This is a genomic window from Mesorhizobium robiniae, assembly GCF_040545535.1.
In the GTDB taxonomy this organism is placed as follows: Bacteria; Pseudomonadota; Alphaproteobacteria; order Rhizobiales; family Rhizobiaceae; genus Mesorhizobium; species Mesorhizobium robiniae.
In genome coordinates this window covers 267,730-283,414 of record NZ_JBEPMC010000001.1, presented here as the reverse complement: position 1 = coordinate 283,414, position 15,685 = coordinate 267,730, and the positions used below count along the sequence as shown (strand labels likewise).

Annotated in this window: 17 protein-coding genes; 8 read left to right on the top strand and 9 right to left on the bottom strand. The window is 61.1% G+C overall.

What is annotated here, in order from left to right; genetic code table 11:
- Window positions 1-480 precede the first annotated feature (480 nt).
- Together ABID19_RS01365 and ABID19_RS01360 are read left to right on the top strand one after the other, a co-directional pair.
- Window positions 481-1,344 (top strand): thymidylate synthase, encoded by an 864-nt coding sequence (locus ABID19_RS01365; protein ID WP_354487387.1) that lies wholly within the window; start codon window positions 481-483, stop codon window positions 1,342-1,344.
- Between the two features lies 1 nt (window position 1,345).
- Entirely contained in the window at window positions 1,346-2,263 is a 918-nt protein-coding gene (locus ABID19_RS01360) for an alpha-glutamyl/putrescinyl thymine pyrophosphorylase clade 3 protein (RefSeq protein ID WP_354487385.1), read from the top strand.
- Between the two features lie 4 nt (window positions 2,264-2,267).
- Here the strand turns inward: ABID19_RS01360 and ABID19_RS01355 are convergent, their stop codons facing one another.
- From ABID19_RS01355 to ABID19_RS01325, 7 genes are all read right to left on the bottom strand, one after another.
- Window positions 2,268-3,368 carry an ImmA/IrrE family metallo-endopeptidase gene (locus ABID19_RS01355; RefSeq protein WP_354487384.1) on the bottom strand — a complete coding sequence of 367 codons (1,101 nt, stop codon included), beginning with the start codon at window positions 3,366-3,368 and terminating at the stop codon, window positions 2,268-2,270.
- A complete protein-coding gene (locus ABID19_RS01350) occupies window positions 3,368-3,691 on the bottom strand; it encodes a hypothetical protein (RefSeq protein ID WP_354487381.1) in 324 nt (107 codons plus the stop codon). Before ABID19_RS01350 ends, ABID19_RS01355 begins: the two co-directional genes overlap by 1 nt.
- 74 nt (window positions 3,692-3,765) lie before the next feature.
- The gene (locus ABID19_RS01345) at window positions 3,766-4,131 is read right to left on the bottom strand and encodes a hypothetical protein (RefSeq protein ID WP_354487380.1); all 366 of its coding nucleotides are present in this window, start codon (window positions 4,129-4,131) and stop codon (window positions 3,766-3,768) included.
- A gap of 278 nt (window positions 4,132-4,409) precedes the next feature.
- Window positions 4,410-5,000 (bottom strand): DUF447 domain-containing protein, encoded by a 591-nt coding sequence (locus ABID19_RS01340; RefSeq protein ID WP_354487379.1) that lies wholly within the window; start codon window positions 4,998-5,000, stop codon window positions 4,410-4,412.
- A gap of 3 nt (window positions 5,001-5,003) precedes the next feature.
- Complete coding sequence (locus tag ABID19_RS01335) at window positions 5,004-6,398, bottom strand: DUF6513 domain-containing protein (protein ID WP_354487377.1); 1,395 nt, start codon at window positions 6,396-6,398, stop codon at window positions 5,004-5,006.
- Window positions 6,391-6,942, bottom strand: a complete 552-nt coding sequence (locus ABID19_RS01330) for a flavoprotein (RefSeq protein ID WP_292637872.1) — start codon at window positions 6,940-6,942, stop codon at window positions 6,391-6,393. Before ABID19_RS01330 ends, ABID19_RS01335 begins: the two co-directional genes overlap by 8 nt.
- 3 nt (window positions 6,943-6,945) lie before the next feature.
- Window positions 6,946-8,784 carry a (5-formylfuran-3-yl)methyl phosphate synthase gene (locus tag ABID19_RS01325; RefSeq protein ID WP_354487374.1) on the bottom strand — a complete coding sequence of 613 codons (1,839 nt, stop codon included), beginning with the start codon at window positions 8,782-8,784 and terminating at the stop codon, window positions 6,946-6,948.
- 223 nt (window positions 8,785-9,007) lie between these two features.
- Here ABID19_RS01325 and ABID19_RS01320 point away from each other — a divergent pair, with 223 nt between their 5' ends.
- From ABID19_RS01320 to ABID19_RS01295, 6 genes are all read left to right on the top strand, one after another.
- Entirely contained in the window at window positions 9,008-10,258 is a 1,251-nt protein-coding gene (locus ABID19_RS01320; RefSeq protein WP_354487372.1) for an ABC transporter substrate-binding protein, read from the top strand.
- Window positions 10,227-11,252: a YVTN family beta-propeller repeat protein gene (locus ABID19_RS01315; protein WP_435528672.1), complete on the top strand. Its 1,026-nt coding sequence runs from the start codon at window positions 10,227-10,229 to the stop codon at window positions 11,250-11,252. The genes ABID19_RS01320 and ABID19_RS01315 overlap by 32 nt, the downstream gene beginning before the upstream one ends.
- A 52-nt stretch (window positions 11,253-11,304) precedes the next feature.
- Window positions 11,305-11,808 (top strand): cupredoxin domain-containing protein, encoded by a 504-nt coding sequence (locus tag ABID19_RS01310; protein WP_354487370.1) that lies wholly within the window; start codon window positions 11,305-11,307, stop codon window positions 11,806-11,808.
- Between the two features lie 139 nt (window positions 11,809-11,947).
- Complete coding sequence (locus ABID19_RS01305; protein ID WP_354487368.1) at window positions 11,948-12,736, top strand: ATP-binding cassette domain-containing protein; 789 nt, start codon at window positions 11,948-11,950, stop codon at window positions 12,734-12,736.
- A 32-nt stretch (window positions 12,737-12,768) separates the two neighbouring features.
- Window positions 12,769-13,608 carry an ABC transporter permease gene (locus ABID19_RS01300; RefSeq protein ID WP_354488262.1) on the top strand — a complete coding sequence of 280 codons (840 nt, stop codon included), beginning with the start codon at window positions 12,769-12,771 and terminating at the stop codon, window positions 13,606-13,608.
- A complete protein-coding gene (locus ABID19_RS01295; protein ID WP_354487366.1) occupies window positions 13,608-14,243 on the top strand; it encodes a hypothetical protein in 636 nt (211 codons plus the stop codon). Before ABID19_RS01300 ends, ABID19_RS01295 begins: the two co-directional genes overlap by 1 nt.
- Window positions 14,244-14,270: 27 nt before the next feature.
- Here ABID19_RS01295 and ABID19_RS01290 read toward each other — a convergent pair whose 3' ends face one another.
- Together ABID19_RS01290 and ABID19_RS01285 are read right to left on the bottom strand one after the other, a co-directional pair.
- Window positions 14,271-14,471, bottom strand: coding sequence for a hypothetical protein (locus ABID19_RS01290; RefSeq protein WP_352931147.1), 201 nt, complete (start codon window positions 14,469-14,471; stop codon window positions 14,271-14,273).
- Between the two features lie 172 nt (window positions 14,472-14,643).
- Window positions 14,644-15,600 (bottom strand): LysR family transcriptional regulator, encoded by a 957-nt coding sequence (locus ABID19_RS01285; protein WP_354487365.1) that lies wholly within the window; start codon window positions 15,598-15,600, stop codon window positions 14,644-14,646.
- Between the last annotated feature and the right edge of the window lie 85 nt (window positions 15,601-15,685).

Sequence of the window (15,685 nt, the reverse complement as noted above, 5' to 3'; positions counted from 1 at the left end):
AGACCGCGCGCAGGGTCGCAACAGGGTGGGGAGCTGACGTTCGGCACCCGCTCGGCGCATGGCCGGTTCGCGCCGCGTTTCAGCCATCACAATCCGCCAGTCGATCTCCAGAAGCGGTCGTTCATGTGACGCCTCTTGATGAGGGCGCAGCCCCAAAGTAGGATTCCTCTCGCTGCTTTATCGTTTAATATCTCGAGACCGAACTTCTCCGCCGTTACGACAGAAGGAACACTCTTTCGGTTCCCGAGCCGCTTGTCCATGGTGCAAGAAAAGCCCCGAGCCCGCTCTGGTAGTATCTTACTTGCCGAAATCCAGTCATAAGATGCGCCGCAGGGGTAGATTCAAGGGGGCGGCATGTACCTGTGCGGTGACGGCATTGATGAGATACTGATCCAACTGTACCCGATCCTTCTCGCGGAGGGAGCCGCAAACGTAGGCACCCGAGGCGAAATGCGAGAAAAGCTTGGGGTCTCATTCCGAATGACCAACCCCAGAGCTCGGATCAGCCGGTCACAGGACCGTGGCAAGCCGTTCAGTGCCCTGGGGGAGTTGCTATGGTATCTCGGAGGCATCGATACTCTGGAGTTCATCAAGGAATACATCCCGGATTACGCCGCCGATGCGGAGGATGGTATCCTCGCTGGCGCGTACGGCCCGCGCATTCATGCGATGCGGGGAAGTATCAACCAGCTTGAGAATGTCACCAGGCTTCTAAAAGAGAAGTCCACCACTAAGCGCGCCGTAATCCAGCTTTACGATGCTGCGGACATCGCGGTCCATCACGAGGAGATTCCGTGCACGACTGCATTGCAATTCGTAGCGCGGGACGGCCGTCTTCACATGTCCACCACGATGCGGTCGAATGACGCGTACAAGGGCCTACCACATGACGTTTTCTGCTTCACCATGCTCCAGGAAATGATGGCAACTCGCCTTAACCTCGATCCGGGTGATTACATTCACTACGCCACCAGCATGCACGTTTACGACGGCTCGATCGAGGCGATGAAGCACTACGTGAATGAAGGGCATCAGAAGACCGTGCAAATGCCCCCCATGCCCTCCGGAGACGCATTCGCAATTACCGACTCCCTGTTGAAGGCTGAGGGCGAGATCCGGGCAAAGAAGAAAATTCGGGCCGTAGACTTTGCGAAAGAACCTTACTGGGCCGACATCATTCGCCTTCTCCAGGTTTTCTGGGCGACTAAACGGCGGGATGCACCAAGGTTCGAAGACCTCAATGAGTTGAAGGCCGAGTTTGATGACGAGGTTTATCGAACGTATCTCGAGCGGAGGCTGAAGACCCGAGTTCTGCGAGACGCCAAAACGACGGGAGCAGCCTGAAATGTGGCCGACGAGGCAGCAACAACATGCGCAGATCTCCAGCGCTCTTCACAGCCACTCGGCTAACGTCCGTAATCTACCAGGTGCTGCGGTGAACCTAGCGCGCGATACCCTCGCCATGCAGTTCGTCGCGAGCCTGAGACGCGAAGATTACTACAGGCGAGTACAGGAAAAGCTCGTCACGGCAAGGAAAGCAGATCCCAATTCGGGCAGTTTCGATGCCGAGCGCGCCGTTGCATATCATATGCAGAACGGCAACGTAGAAGAGGCCGCATGGCTTGTGTTCCTCATGACGCATTTTGCTCGACCTGCATCTTCCGGATGGCTTCGACTGCAGCAGGTATACGGTCGCCTCGGAACTGGAGTGTGGGATTGGCAGACAGTTTTGAACAACCCACAGGCAATGACTTCATGGCTCGCCGCGAATTCGATGAACATCGGGGGGAAATTCGGCAATCACCGGAAGTACGAGAGTTTGCGGCCGAATTCCAACAGGTGCTTCGGTGACATCCTGCTCAGCTACGTTGGTTGGATAGGGCCTGCGGGACATCAAGCGTTCTTCGCTGCAAAGATCCAGCAAACAGGCAACAATCCTGCAACGATCTTCGATGCTATTTATCGGAGCATGAGCGTGAAAACCTTCGGACGCCTCGCGAAGTTCGATTACCTCGCGCTGATCGGGCGGTATGGTATCGCTCCAATCGAACCAGGATCCGCCTACTTCAAGGGCGCTACGGGTCCCGCTTCCGGCGCACGCCTCCTGTTCACGGGTTCACACACTGGCGCGGCAACGGAAGCACAGCTTCAGAACTGGGTGGATGAGTTGGATGCAGGCCTTCAGGTGGGGATGGCCGTGATGGAGGATGCCCTATGCAACTGGCAAAAGAGCCCGACCGCATTCGTCCACTTCAAAGGATAGTCTCTTAGACGGTAGCGGGATTGATCTGACTCCAGTCCCACGTACGCTTAAGATAGTTCAACTTGTTCGGCTCCAGCATTCCACGGTGCTGCATCTGTCCGACCGTTAGGCCTGGAGCCACTCCAATCGAAACGCTGAAGCGGACGACGTCGTCTCGTTGCGGTCTGACGCGTTCGAACTCGGATTCCCGAAGGGCAGGAATGACGCACTCCGCCGCAAACTCGTTGGCCTCGTTTTCCCGAATTGGGTCTCCCGGCAGAGCATCATCGTCAACGAAGGTGTCCGCCTTATGGAGCACAAGATGTCCGATCTCATGGAAAACCGTGAACCAGAACTGATCATCCCGCTTGTAGCGGAAGCTCAGCAGAAGCATTGCCTTGTCGGGATCGACCATTCGTATCGCGCCGCTGGCGCGGCAGCCATCAGGAGCCTTGACGACCACAAGCGCAACACCCGCTTCCGCGCAGAGCGTGCTCAGCTTCGGTAGAAAGAGCTGAGGATGGCGGATCATAGAAAGCTTTCGGATCTCCTTCAGCCGATCCATCAGATTCCCGGAATTCCAGGCGCGCGTTTGGACCATGTCGGCCTCAAGTTCGCCGCGCCGGAGCCAAAGAAGAGTTGCATCTTCCTTGGACGCGAATGACTGAGAGGTACGATAGTCCGTGTCGCCAACTAGCCGCCCGTATCGACCCGTCCACGATTCTGCATCCGGAACGTTGTAGAACACCAACCTCTTTCGGATCTCGGCTGCACGGCTCTCTAGGGATAGCTTGCCACGTGCCTTCCGGCCCGGAGCGGGGACGCGCAGCAGCAGATCCTCATGTCCACTTTCTCGGACTTGAGCCACAGCACGATCGACCGCCGTATCGAAGTTCTCCTGTCGCTTCAGCCAGAATTTCGCCGTCGCTCCCAAGACCGTAGACAGTGTCGAAGCAGTTGACTCATCGATCTGCCGCGTCCCCTCTATGAGGCTGCGGACAGCGTCAAGTCCATCGTCGAAGCGCTCAGCGAGGTCATACGCGGAAATATTGCGTCGTTGCATTATCGCGCGGATCGAGTCGCCGGGTTTCGAAAACCAGTTGGCTGTGGCGTGCTCGTCGATCATCATACTTCCGATATGGCTGTCAGCTTCACGAATTCAACGCTGGCCCAGTCAATCCGTCCAGCGTCCGTCAGTGTGACGTTCTGATCCACGCTTACGAAGGTTGCCGTATAACTCGAACCGATGGCGACTTCAAAGCTGTCATCGTTATTGATGGTCACGTTCCCCCCCAGGATCTCATGCCACTCATGGACATTCTCGAAAGCTTCCGCGTCCGCAAGCTCAGTGACCAGGCGGTCCGCATATGTTCTTCCAAACCGTTGTTCCGCCACGTCACGGTTGAGGCAACAATGCTTTAGGTCGGCCGTCCCATACGAAATCTGCATCCGCGCGAGTCAGCGTCCGCTTGCGCGATACTGCGTGGCAAGGCTTGCGCCACGCTGATCGGCTAAGTTTGTTTTCATTGAGGAAGAGCCGATCCCTGAGGTTTGGCGGCTTGCTTGGCGCGGATTCGATTAATGCGGGACCAGTTCCTGTCCAGTTCCTGTTCGGCGGCCTCATTCATGTCGACGCCGGTGGCGTTGCACAGAGCTGCGAGCGTCACGAGGACACCCCCAACTTCGTAGCGCACGTCACCTTTCGCCCTACCGAACACGTATTCCACCAGTTCAAGTGCCTCCGCCTTTGTGCAGGAGTTCGCCTGAGCGAGTTCGAGCGCCTCCTCAAGGAATCGATGATTACGCTCCTGTACATTGAGATGCGCCGATGTCGGAAAGCACGCCACAACCCATTGCCACACGCGGTGTTGAAAAGAGCCTGAAGACATGTCTACTCCCAGCAGTTGCCCTCAGAAGACACTGAGTCTGAGATTGGTTCAAGTTCCAGGGAAACAACTAAGCCTGCTGGCCAACAAAGGCTGTGCATAAGCCGTGGCTTGTCTTGCGGCCGGCGTAGTTCTCGTCCGGCAGAAATCTCAATCTCGTCACGATTCCCTCCAGACCGGATGCTGAATGACAGCTTGTCGCCAACAACAATCGAAAAGCGGACAGACCGCTCCGGCCCACGCGTCAGCCTGGACGCTTACCCAGGTTCAACCTATCCGGTTCAGCCCCGCGCATCCTCGCCGCTGGCATCCTCGCTCGCCAGGTGATCGCCGACGCGCTGCATCAGCCAGCCCCAGGCTTCCTTTTCGCCCTCGCCTGCGGTCTTTTCGACGGCAATGGAAAGATAGGCGATTTCCGCCTCGATCTTGTCGCGTGGCAGCATGCCGAGCCGGCTGACCAGGATGGCCAGTTCCAGCACCGCCGCCTTGGCGCGGTTGAGGCCGGTGAACGGCGCATGCGTTTCCTCCCGCACCACGCGGCAGAAATGGCGAGGTCGCATAGCGTCGTCATCGACACTTTCGACTTCGAGAACCGAATGCGCCAGCGCCGCTGCGAGCCGCGGCACCGCATACCCGTCGACCGCAACCGTTGGCCAATGCTTGCGGCCGGTCAGGCAGCCGGCAAAGATACGCACGTCGTCGGTGTAATTGGCGATGGCGAACGGCACTTCGGCGAGATTGTCGAGCGTCACCGACGGCCGGAACGGCGCGATGACCCAGCCGTCCTTCTCGGCGATGATGCCGATCGGCGCGATGTGGACGTCGCCGGTCTTGTTGACGGTGGTGATGATCGATTCGCGAATGAAGGGCATGGTTTAGCGCTCTTTCTTCGCGCGAAGCGTGTGGCCCGCTTCGGCAAGGCGGGTGCGGTCGGTTTCGGGAGCCGGCGTGGCCACGCCCCATGCGAGCGGCTCGTCCTGCACATAGCGCTTGCCGAGGCGCCACGCGATCTCGGCCTTCATCAGTTCCGCGCCGAGATAGAACGCGTGCGCGCCATCCGCCTCAACGCCAAGCCCGGCAAAGAGTTCGAACGCATCCGTGGCAACCGCATGCCCCTTGCTGTTGAAGACATGGATGCCGTCGTCGGCGGTCATGATGCGGAAGTTGGCGTCGCGCACCTCGGCCGCCAATGCATCGATATCCCCGGTCGAGGCCGTGAACGGCTTGCGGTCGTGAACCTGCAGGAGCCCCGGATGGTAACTCCGCGGCAGCGCACCGTCGTTCTTCGCGGCAAACAGGATGCGGCGGGCAATATCGTGCTCCTCGATCGTTCGCAGCGTGTGCGGGCTGACATGCACGGCAAGCACGTTTCGGATCTGAAGTTCCGAGCAAAGCCCGGCCAGAACGGCGGTAACGCCGGAACTGTCGGCGTCGGTCAATTCAGTGAGATTGCCGGTGCCCATCAGCAGTTCGACCTCGGGCCAGCGGCGGCGCGCCTCGATGAAGCGCCCGAGCGAGGCGGCAAAGCCGAAATGGATCGGGTCGAGCACGGGATCGGCGATGAAGGCGATGCCGGCCTTTTGCGCAGCTTCGATGGCCCGGCCGAGCGAATCCAAATCGCCTGGCGTGGAAGGGATCAGCACCGGTACAGCCTTGTGGTCGAAGGCCAGCGGCAGCGTGTTCTCATCGAGGCTGAGAAGATAGTCCGCGCCGGCGCGTGCGCCGATCGACAGTTCGTCCATGCTGGCGGAATCGACGCTGACCCGGAATCCCTGTGCTTTCAGCTCGAGCACGGCCTGTTCCAGCAATGGAAACGGCGTTTCCGGCAGGCAGCCAAGATCGATGACGTCGGCCCCGGCCGCAGCCAGCGTCCGTGCCCTCGCCACCAGCGCCTCGACCGACAGCATCGGTGCATCGACGATTTCGGCGAAGATGCGCATGTCGTGACGCGAAAGATCAGGCGGCTCGCCCGCCCGGCCGAGAAAGCCCGGCAGATCGGCGATCTCGTCGGGGCCGCGCACGAAGGGCACGCCGAAATGGTTCGACAGATGCTCGATGTCCCCGCGATAGCGGCCGGGCAGGATGACGCGGTCGGTGCCGCCGGTCAGGGTGAGCCGCCGCTTGATGATGTCTTCGCTCATCAGCGCCGCGACCTTGACGCCGATGTCGATGATCTCCCACGCAAATTCGGTTTCGCCCAGTCCGGCCAGCAGCCTTTCCAGCCGGACCTTGGCCAGATGGCCGGTAAGAAAGGCCAGCCGCTCAGCCATGGCTTGCGAGTTCGGCGTGGCGCCGTCTGACCGAGGCTTCGAGTTCGGCGAGCGACTCGACCACCTCGGTTCGCTCGAAGCTCTTCAATTGTCTGGTATTCTCCAGGTCGATGCTGCGCGGATAGACCTTGACCAGCCCATGCGGCGCCATGGTTTCGAGCTCCGGCGCGGTGTCGCAGGCAAAGACGATGGCCGGCACCCGGCATTTTCCCGCCTGGGCAAAGACGTTGGTGGCGAGCGTGTCGGAAATGCCGTGCACGCATTTGGCGACCGTGTTGGAACTGGCCGGCGCCACCACGACCGTGTGATAGACGCCGTGATAGAATTCGCCGACCGGGATCGCGCTCGCCGTCTTGTCGTGCAGCACGCGCGTCGTCTCCGGAAAATCGAGCTTGAGCTTGTACATGCGCAGCACTTCGTTGGCGGCTTTCGACACGAAGACATCGCAATGTTCGAGTTGGTGAATGAGTGCGAAGCTCTCCGTAAAAAAATGACCGGAACCGGTCAGAACCCATGCCCAGCGCGGCGTATGCAGCTTCGCCATCGCCTACCCTGCTTTTCTTGCCGGCCGGGCCGGGGCCGCGATCGCCATGCCGGGCAGATTGCCCGCCGCGAGCAGCGCCCCGGCTTCGGCGGCATCTTTCGGACCGGCGAGATGGACATCGACGCCGTCGGGCAGCATGGCGGCAAAGCCGGCGTCGACGATGCCTCTGACTGCCAGGCTGTCGATCGTGTCGCTGCCGAAGAACGCGCCGGTCTGCTTGATCAGCAGCAGCGCCTTCGCGCCGAGCTTGCCGGCAAGCCAGGCGGCAAGGGAATCGGAGGTAATGTCCCAGGACGCCGGAATGTCCGGCGCCGGCAGGGCCAAGGATGACGGCAGCCACACCGGGTTCTGCCCGGCGTCCAAGGCTTGCACCAGTTCTTCCAGCGACCGAGCCGGCACCAGCCTATCGTCCCGGTCGAGGATGACTTGGCCGAACTGCTCCATGGCGAGAATCGCCATGGCGTGGGCGGCGGTGTCGGAAAAATCCATGCGCATCTGCGTCTCGCGCACCTGGTCGGCGAAGAGGCCGCCGCCGGGCACGATGACGATCGGCAGCGTGGAACCCGCCAGCGCCGCGATCCAGCGCGCCATTTCCGCCGCATGGACCGTGCTGCCGCCCAATTTGACGACGATCGGCTTGACCACGGCACGCCTGGCCTCGGGCCTTTCCTGTCGCGGCTGGGAAACAGCGCTTTGGTCTTTTCGGCTGGCGGGGCCGGAAGCAACGCCGCGGCCTGCCGACTGGCGCTTGCGTTCGATCTCGACGCCGACGCCGCCGGGGCCGAGTTCGAGTTTTTCAACCCTGACCGTGACGCGCACGACACGCGGGTTCTCCAGAATGTACGTCGCCACCTGCTCGGCCAGGGCCTCGCTAAGCTGGATGTGGCCCCGCGCGACGATGGCGCGAATGCCGTCCATGATGATGTCGTAGGAGAACACATGGCGCATGTCTTCGGGATGGTCGGTGACCTGCAGCACGTCGGCGGTCACATCGAAACGCACCTTCTGCGTATGGCCGTGCTCGAAGCTGTAAGCGCCGATCTGGACCGGCAGGACAAAGTCCCGCACGAAGATCTTGTCGGTGCCCAGCGTCGGGTCGGTGCCCGGCGAATAGCCTCTCGCCGCCAGCAGCCGGTAGTCGACGCTCGACGGCCCGCCGGCGCGGGATTCTTCCGGAACCAATTCGCGGATCTGCGAAACCGCCTCGGCGCTGATCGAACCCGCGCGGCCGGAGTGACCGCACAGCGCCCCGCGAAAACCGAGAAAATCGGGAGCGAAAGGCAACAGGCGCGGAATGTCGGGGGCTTCCAGCGATCCGCTCAGGCCAACCATCAGACCGAGCGATTTGGCTCGATCGACGAAGGCAGGGATATGCTCGGGCGGCAGATGGTCGAGCAGCCGGCCGTTTGCCTTGTTCGCGGTATCGACCATGGCGCCATGGAAGCGATGTTTGGCAAACACCGGCAAAAGCTCGAAATCCGGCGCCAGATCGGCGAAAAGCACGGCGATCAGCTTCGTTCGCGCGGCGAGCGGCGCCAGCGCTTCCGCACAGGCGGCGGCATTGGCCGACGGAAAGAAGCCTATCTTGACGTAATCGACGCCGGTGGCAGCGATCTCCTCGGCCTTGGCGCGGATCGTCTCGGGTTCCATCGGCAGATCGCCGCAGACCGCGCTGACCGGCGCCCGGCCGGCAATCAGCGAAATCGTCCGGCGGATGGTTTGGGTGGGTACCGCACCCAGCGCTCCCGCCTTCGGATTCTTCAGGTCGACGATATCGACGCCGCCTGAAAGCGCGATCTCCGCCTCGTCGGCGCCGGTGACGCTGCCCAGCATTCTGGTCATTGGATTTTCTCCGGCAGGAGGGATAGGACGCTTTCGGGCCCGAATACCGAAATCCGCCCGGTTGCCGTTCCGGCGACAAGGCATGGCACTAAAGCAGACGCGAAAAGTCCACTTTCGGGGTTTGATAAATTTTGCCGGTCAGCTAAGCTCATCACGGGCACCTTGACTTCGCGCCGGTCCGACAACAATCGGACTTTAGCGCAAGAACGGGTAATTTTTATCGATGACGAGCGCGGTGCCGGGCACTCTCGCGGCCTTTTTGTGCTTTTTTTCCCTGACCGTCAACGTTCCGGGGGCGCTAGCCCAGGAGGCGACCGGCGAGCAACCGGCAGCAACGGCCAAGCCGGAAAAAAAGATTACCGAAATCAAGATAGGCTATTTGCGCGCCTATGCGCCGCAGCTGGCCTTGTCGGTGCTCGACGTCCCGCCGCGCGATGAGGGCGTTGCCGGCGGCAGTGTGGCGATTGCCGACAACAACACGACCGGCAGCTTCCTCGGCCAGAAATTCAGCCTCGACGTAACCGAGGTAAAGCCGGATGCGGATGTCGTTCCGGCCTTTAAGGACATGATCGCCAAAGGCGACCGCTATGTGGTCGCGGACCTCTCGGCCAGGCAATTGCTGTCGATCGCCGATCTGGCCCGCGACAACGGTGTGTTGATCTTCAATGCCGGCGCCACCGACGACAGTCTTCGCGAGGAGGAATGCCGCGCCAACATCTTCCACACCATCCCGACGCGCAGCATGCTGGCCGACGGGCTGGCGCAATATCTCATCTGGAAGCAATGGCGGCGCTGGGTGCTGATCTACGGCTCGCACGAGCGCGACCAGCTTTTTGCCGAGGCGCTGCGCCGGGCAGCGACGCGCTTCGGCGGCGAGATCGTCGGCGAAAAGGAATTCAAGGACACCGGCACGGCACGGCGGACCGATTCCGGCGTCGTCCAGATCCAGCGGCAGATGCCTGTCTTCACCCAGGACCTGCCGGAGCACGATGTGTTGCTGGTCGCCGACGAAAGCGAGGTGTTCGGCACCTACGTGCCGTTCCGCACCTGGATTCCGCGGCCGGTCGCCGGCACCGCCGGCCTCACCCCGTCGGCCTGGCATCCGGCCAGCGAGCAATGGGGCGGCACCCAGATCCAGAACCGCTTCGCCAAGGCAAACGGCCGCCGCATGGTGTCGAAGGATATGGCGGCATGGACCGCGGTGCGCATCCTCGGCGAGGCGGCGACCCGCACGCAGGGCGCCGACCCCAAGAAGATGGCCGACTTCATCCGCTCCGACGGTTTTTCGATCGCTGCCTTCAAGGGGCAGAAACTGACCTTCCGCAAGTGGAACCAGCAGTTGCGGCAGCCGATCTTCCTCGGCGACAACAGGTCGGTCGTCTCGACATCACCGCAGGAAGGTTTTTTACACCAGGTCTCCGAGCTCGATACGCTCGGGGTCGATGAGCCGGAAACGAAATGCGTGCTTAAGTAGAACCAATCGGGAGGGAATTTCAGTGCACAGAGGAGCTTACGCGCTCGCCATTCTGGCGACCGGCTTCATGGCCGGTCCAGCGTCGGCCTACATGGCCTATGTCTCGAACGAGAAAGACAACACGATGACCGTCGTCGACACTGCGACGATGCAAGTTGTGAAGACCGTCAATGTCGGGCAGCGTCCGCGCGGCATCACCATCTCGCATGACGGCAAGCACATTTATCTCTGCGCCAGCGACGATGATTCGATCGAGGTGATCGACACGGCAACTCTAGAGATCGTCGATACTTTACCTTCCGGGCCCGACCCGGAGCTCTTCGTGCTCTCGCCTGACGGCAAGACGCTCTACGTCGCCAATGAGGACGACAATCTCGTCACCGTCATCGACATAGAAGGCAAGAAGGTGCTGGCCGAAATCCCGGTCGGCGTCGAACCGGAAGGCATGGGCATCAGCCCGGACGGAAAGACCATGGTCAACACGTCGGAAACGACGAACATGGCGCATTTCATCGATACGTCGAGCCACGAGATCACCGACAATGTGCTGGTGGATGCGCGCCCGCGCTTCGTCGAGTTCACGCCCGACGGCAAGCAGGCCTGGGTGAGTGCCGAGATCGGCGGCACGGTTTCGGTGATCGACAATCAAACGCGCGAAGTCGTCCAGAAGATCACCTTCGAGATATCAGGCCTGAGGGCAGAATCCATCCAGCCGGTCGGTGTGCGCATCACCGCCGACGGCAAGAAAGCCTATGTGGCGCTCGGACCGGCCAACCGCGTCGCGGTGATCAATACGCAGACATACGAGGTCGAGAAATACGTGCTGGTCGGCCAACGCGTCTGGCAGCTCGCCTTCACCCCGGACCAGAAGACCATCATCTCGACCAACGGCGTGTCGAACGACATCACCTTCATCGACGTGGCGACGGACGAGCCGGTGCAGTCGGTCACCGTCGGCGCGCTACCGTGGGGCGTCGTCGTCTCGCCCAATTGAATCAACCCGATTGAATCAAACAGACAGAAAAGCAGCAGAAGGGCAGGAAATCATGCGGAAATTTCGGGCAGTCGCTTTCGCGGCATTGGTGGGCATGGCACTCACGCAGGGCCAGGTCTGGGCACAGGATAACGACGGCGATGACGATGACGCAGCCGCCGCCACGGCGACCAAAACAGAGGCCAGCCCCGAAGCCGAGAAGGCGACCCGGGCCAGCAAGGACGTGCCGGAACTTATCCTCGGCACCAAGGAAGACCAGTTCACCGCCAACCAGAAGGATTTCCAGCTGATCGCCGGCCAGGGCTATCGTTGGAAGATCACCGCGGCGGGCGGGCTGGAGTACAAATTCCATACCGACCTGTTCCGCAATGTTTGGAACAACCAGATCGTCATCAATGACCTCGAGGTGCACATGAACGGCGCGCCCGCATGGCTCGAATTCGATGCTGACGGCACCATCCAGGTACAGTTCACCACCGTGCGGCCCGGCATCTACACATGGTCGGTACCCGACCTCGCCGACAAAGGCATGAAAGGCACGATCACGATCAAGTAGGGTGACCGGAAAGCAGGACCTGCGCGATCGAGGCCGGTGCGCCAGACTGTCGGTGTGCCCGACTCCCAGTGTGCCAGACTTCCGGTGTGCCAGATTTCCGGTGTGCTAGACTATCGTCGACGATAAGGAGCGAGCCGGCGTGCAGCATGTGAGGACAAGCGGACAAGGAGATGGGGTGGCGGCGCTCGAAATTGCTGGCGTCGGCCATTCCTATGGTCCGAAGCGGGCGCTCGCCGACGTCTCGTTCTCGATCGCGCCGGCGACCTTCACCGTTCTTCTCGGCCTCAACGGCGCCGGCAAGACAACGCTGTTCTCGCTGATCAGCCATCTCTACGACACGCGCCGCGGATCGATCCGCATCTTCGGCCATGACGTCAGCCGCGCTTCGGGCGAAGCGCTCAGGCGTGTCGGCATCGTGTTCCAGGCCCGCACGCTCGACCTCGATCTCAGCGTCCACCAAAACCTCTCCTACCACGCCTCGCTGCATGGCATCGGCGGACGCGAGGCGAGGCAGCGCATTGCCGCGCTGCTCGACATAGTCGACATGCCGGGCCGTCAGCATGACAAGGCACGCAGTCTTTCCGGCGGCCAGATGCGACGCATCGAGATCGCCAGGGCGCTGCTCCACCGCCCTGCCCTGCTGCTGCTCGACGAGGCGACCGTCGGTCTCGACATCCAGTCGCGCGCCGGCATTCTCGCCACCATCCGCAAGCTCGTCGAAACCGAGGGCATCGGCGTGCTGTGGGCGACGCACCTGATCGATGAGGTTGACGACGGCGACCATGTCGTCGTCTTGCGGCAGGGCGAGCTGGTCGCCAAGGGCAAGGTGGCCGATGTCGTCAGAACGAGCGGCGCCAATTCGATCCGCGACGCCTTTTCGAGGCTCAGCCGCATCGAGGCGGCCGGCGCCGCGGAGATATCGCCATGAGCGCTCCCGCAATGCCTGGAAAAGTCGCCGCCATGATGCCGGTGAAGTTCGAAAAATTCGGCCTTCGCCACTATCTCATCTGCCTCAAAGGCGTCGTCCTGCGGGAGTGCCTGCGTTTCCTGCATCAGCGCGAGCGCTTCATATCCTCGCTGGTTCGGCCGCTCATCTGGCTGTTCATTTTTGCAGCCGGATTCCGCCAGGTGCTCGGTGTATCGATCATCCCGCCCTACAAGACCTACGTGCTCTACGAGGTCTACATCACGCCGGGCCTGTGCGGTATGATCCTGCTGTTCTCGGGCATGCAGTCTTCGCTGTCGATGGTCTATGACCGCGAGATGGGCAATATGCGCACCCTGCTGATCAGCCCCTTCCCACGCTGGTTCCTGCTGGTCTCTAAGATGCTCGCCGGCGTCGCCGTATCGATCGCTCAGGTCTACGCGTTCCTGATCGTTGCCTGGTTCTGGGGCGTCAAGGCGCCGCCGATCGGCTATCTCATGGTGCTGCCGGCGCTGTTCCTGTCGGGCATGATGCTTTGCGCGCTCGGCATGCTTTTGTCCTCGATGATCAAGCAGCTCGAGAACTTCGCCGGCATCATGAACTTCGTCATCTTTCCCGGCTATTTCGCCTCTCCGGCGCTCTATCCCTTGTGGCGTATCCAGGAGGCGAGCCCGCTGCTTTACAAGATCTGCCTCGCCAATCCGTTCACCTATGCCGTCGAACTGATCCGCTTCGCCTTTTACGGCCAGATTGACTGGCTGTCGCTGGGCGTCGTTGCCGGTTGCACGGTTCTGTTCCTTGCCGCCGCCATCATCGCCTACGACCCTTCGCGCGGCCTGATAAGCCGAAAACAGGACACGGGAGGAAATGCCTGATGGCACGAATGAGCCTTGTTCGCAGCCTGGCTGTGGCTGCCATGCTCGCGCCGAGCATGAACGCCAAGGCGGCGGCGAATACCGATCCGGACTGGCCCTGCATACAGCGCAAGGTGCCGCAACTCTCGCTCGGCCAGATATGGAACGGGCCGGAACTACCCCCAGCGGCGAAGGATTTGTCGAAGGATCCCGCCGTTTCCGCTCTGGTCGCGGAGGTGGCGGCTCGGCGGTTGCCGATTGCCGAAGCCCAGAAAAAGATTAGGGATTTCGCCGCCGCCCTGCCGGCCGAACAGCTTGCGCCGAAAATGGCGATGCTGGTGCAAGGCATGTTCGATCACATGGACACCGAGCGTTCGCACGTGATCTCAGGCATTGCCCGCTACGCCCACAAACAGCTCGAAATGGCCGCCGCCTTGCGCAAGGAAGCGTCCGACGTCGATGCGTTGCGGGAAAAACCGGGTGCGGATCCCGACGAGGTCGAGCGGCGAACCGAGCAGCTGAAATTCGCAACGCGAATTTTCAACGAACGGGTCCAATCGCTGACTTACGTCTGTGAGGTGCCGACGATAATCGAGCAGCGGCTTTATCAACTGTCCAAGGTCGTCTCGGAAACGCTCGCCGCGACGAAGAAGTAGAACCTCATTCGATCTCCGCGGCGGATCTCACGATTCCCGGCCGGGCAGCACGCGCCAGCGCCGCACGAAATAACCGGGATGCGTCTCGATCCACTGGGCGACCAGCGGCTGCGCCTGCATGAAGGCGGTCCCAGGATTCATCGCCAGGCCGTCCACCATCTGTTCGCGTTGTTCGCAGCTCTGCGGCACATCCGTCAGGCAGACCATCATAACGAGCGTGTAAAGCATTACCCCTTGTCCCCATCGAATTCCCGAACCCCATGCCCGGGAGGTTTCCGAAATACCGACCAGTCTGCAGGGGTCGCACATACAGATCGCTTACGGGTGGAAAGGACGTGGCCCCTGTTCTTTCGCACTGCAACATAACATGTTCTTTTCGCACTGCAACATAACAGATCGCTTATCTAACGCCAACGATCTCCGGCTCGTCGTGCGGGTAGAGCTTGCCGAACAGGGGCAGGTACATCGCTCCCTTGCGCATCAGGAAATCGTGGAACGTCGCCATAGCCGGCGAGATCGCGTGATCGCTGCGCATTACCGAAAACCATTGCCGGCGGATCGGCATGCCGACGACGTCGAGAATGACAAGCCGGCCGGCTTCGGTTTCGGCGGCGATGGTGTGGGCAGAGATGAAGGCGATGCCGAGCCCGGCCATAACCGCCTGCTTGATGGTTTCGTTCGAGCCCATCTCGACGCCGAGATCGTCGATGCGGCCGGGCACGTCGCTCAGGAATATTTCCAGCGAGATGCGCGTGCCGGAGCCGGGCTCGCGAATGAGGAAATGCTCTTCGGCGATCCGCTCCTTGGATATCTCGCGGGCCGATGCCAGCGGATGGTCGGGCGGCGCGATGATGACCAACGGGTGATCGCCGAAGACCGAGGCCCGCACCGGGACTTCCTTCGCCGGGCGTCCCATAAGCGCGATGTCGATGTCGTGGTTCTTCAGCCTGTCGATGGTTTCGGCGCGGTTGCCGATGGCAAGCCGCATGTCGATGTCGGGATGCTCCTTCATGAAACCGGCCATGAGCCGCGGCGCGAAATATTTGGCGGTGGAAACGACGCCGAGCCTCAAGCTGCCGATGCGCACGCCTTTGATCGCATCCATCTTGTCTTCGAGCAGACGAAGCCGCTCTTCGATCGCCTGCGCCGTCTCGACGAAGGCCAGGCCTGCGGCAGTGGGACGCATGCCATCAGAGGTCCGGTCGAACAGGGCCAGCTGGAACTCCTCCTCCACCTGCCGCAACTGGATCGTCACAGCTGGAGGAGACAGGCCTAACACCTTGGCCGCACTGACGATTTTCCCATGGCTGATGATTGCTTGAACAGTCTTGAACTGCTTGAGCGTGAGGTTTCTCATATGCCATACTAAAATTTTTTTATCGAGGAAGTAAAGTTATTGAATTTTACTTATCCGGTGTCGTTTGTTCTCATTCCCCAATCCG

Excerpts from the sequence above, each read along its gene's own strand:
- ABID19_RS01315 (WP_435528672.1), top strand. The coding sequence starts at position 10,227 with ATGAGCCGGAAACGAAATGCGTGCTTAAGTAGAACCAATCGGGAGGGA.
- ABID19_RS01300 (WP_354488262.1), top strand. The coding sequence starts at position 12,769 with ATGATGCCGGTGAAGTTCGAAAAATTCGGCCTTCGCCACTATCTCATC.
- ABID19_RS01320 (WP_354487372.1), top strand. The coding sequence starts at position 9,008 with ATGACGAGCGCGGTGCCGGGCACTCTCGCGGCCTTTTTGTGCTTTTTT.
- ABID19_RS01350 (WP_354487381.1), bottom strand. The coding sequence starts at position 3,691 with ATGCAGATTTCGTATGGGACGGCCGACCTAAAGCATTGTTGCCTCAAC.
- ABID19_RS01295 (WP_354487366.1), top strand. The coding sequence starts at position 13,608 with ATGGCACGAATGAGCCTTGTTCGCAGCCTGGCTGTGGCTGCCATGCTC.
- ABID19_RS01325 (WP_354487374.1), bottom strand. The coding sequence starts at position 8,784 with ATGACCAGAATGCTGGGCAGCGTCACCGGCGCCGACGAGGCGGAGATC.
- ABID19_RS01355 (WP_354487384.1), bottom strand. The coding sequence starts at position 3,368 with ATGATCGACGAGCACGCCACAGCCAACTGGTTTTCGAAACCCGGCGAC.
- ABID19_RS01335 (WP_354487377.1), bottom strand. The coding sequence starts at position 6,398 with ATGGCTGAGCGGCTGGCCTTTCTTACCGGCCATCTGGCCAAGGTCCGG.
- ABID19_RS01340 (WP_354487379.1), bottom strand. The coding sequence starts at position 5,000 with ATGCCCTTCATTCGCGAATCGATCATCACCACCGTCAACAAGACCGGC.
- ABID19_RS01330 (WP_292637872.1), bottom strand. The coding sequence starts at position 6,942 with ATGGCGAAGCTGCATACGCCGCGCTGGGCATGGGTTCTGACCGGTTCC.
- ABID19_RS01285 (WP_354487365.1), bottom strand. The coding sequence starts at position 15,600 with ATGAGAAACCTCACGCTCAAGCAGTTCAAGACTGTTCAAGCAATCATC.
- ABID19_RS01345 (WP_354487380.1), bottom strand. The coding sequence starts at position 4,131 with ATGTCTTCAGGCTCTTTTCAACACCGCGTGTGGCAATGGGTTGTGGCG.
- ABID19_RS01365 (WP_354487387.1), top strand. The coding sequence starts at position 481 with ATGACCAACCCCAGAGCTCGGATCAGCCGGTCACAGGACCGTGGCAAG.
- ABID19_RS01310 (WP_354487370.1), top strand. The coding sequence starts at position 11,305 with ATGCGGAAATTTCGGGCAGTCGCTTTCGCGGCATTGGTGGGCATGGCA.
- ABID19_RS01360 (WP_354487385.1), top strand. The coding sequence starts at position 1,346 with ATGTGGCCGACGAGGCAGCAACAACATGCGCAGATCTCCAGCGCTCTT.
- ABID19_RS01290 (WP_352931147.1), bottom strand. The coding sequence starts at position 14,471 with ATGCTTTACACGCTCGTTATGATGGTCTGCCTGACGGATGTGCCGCAG.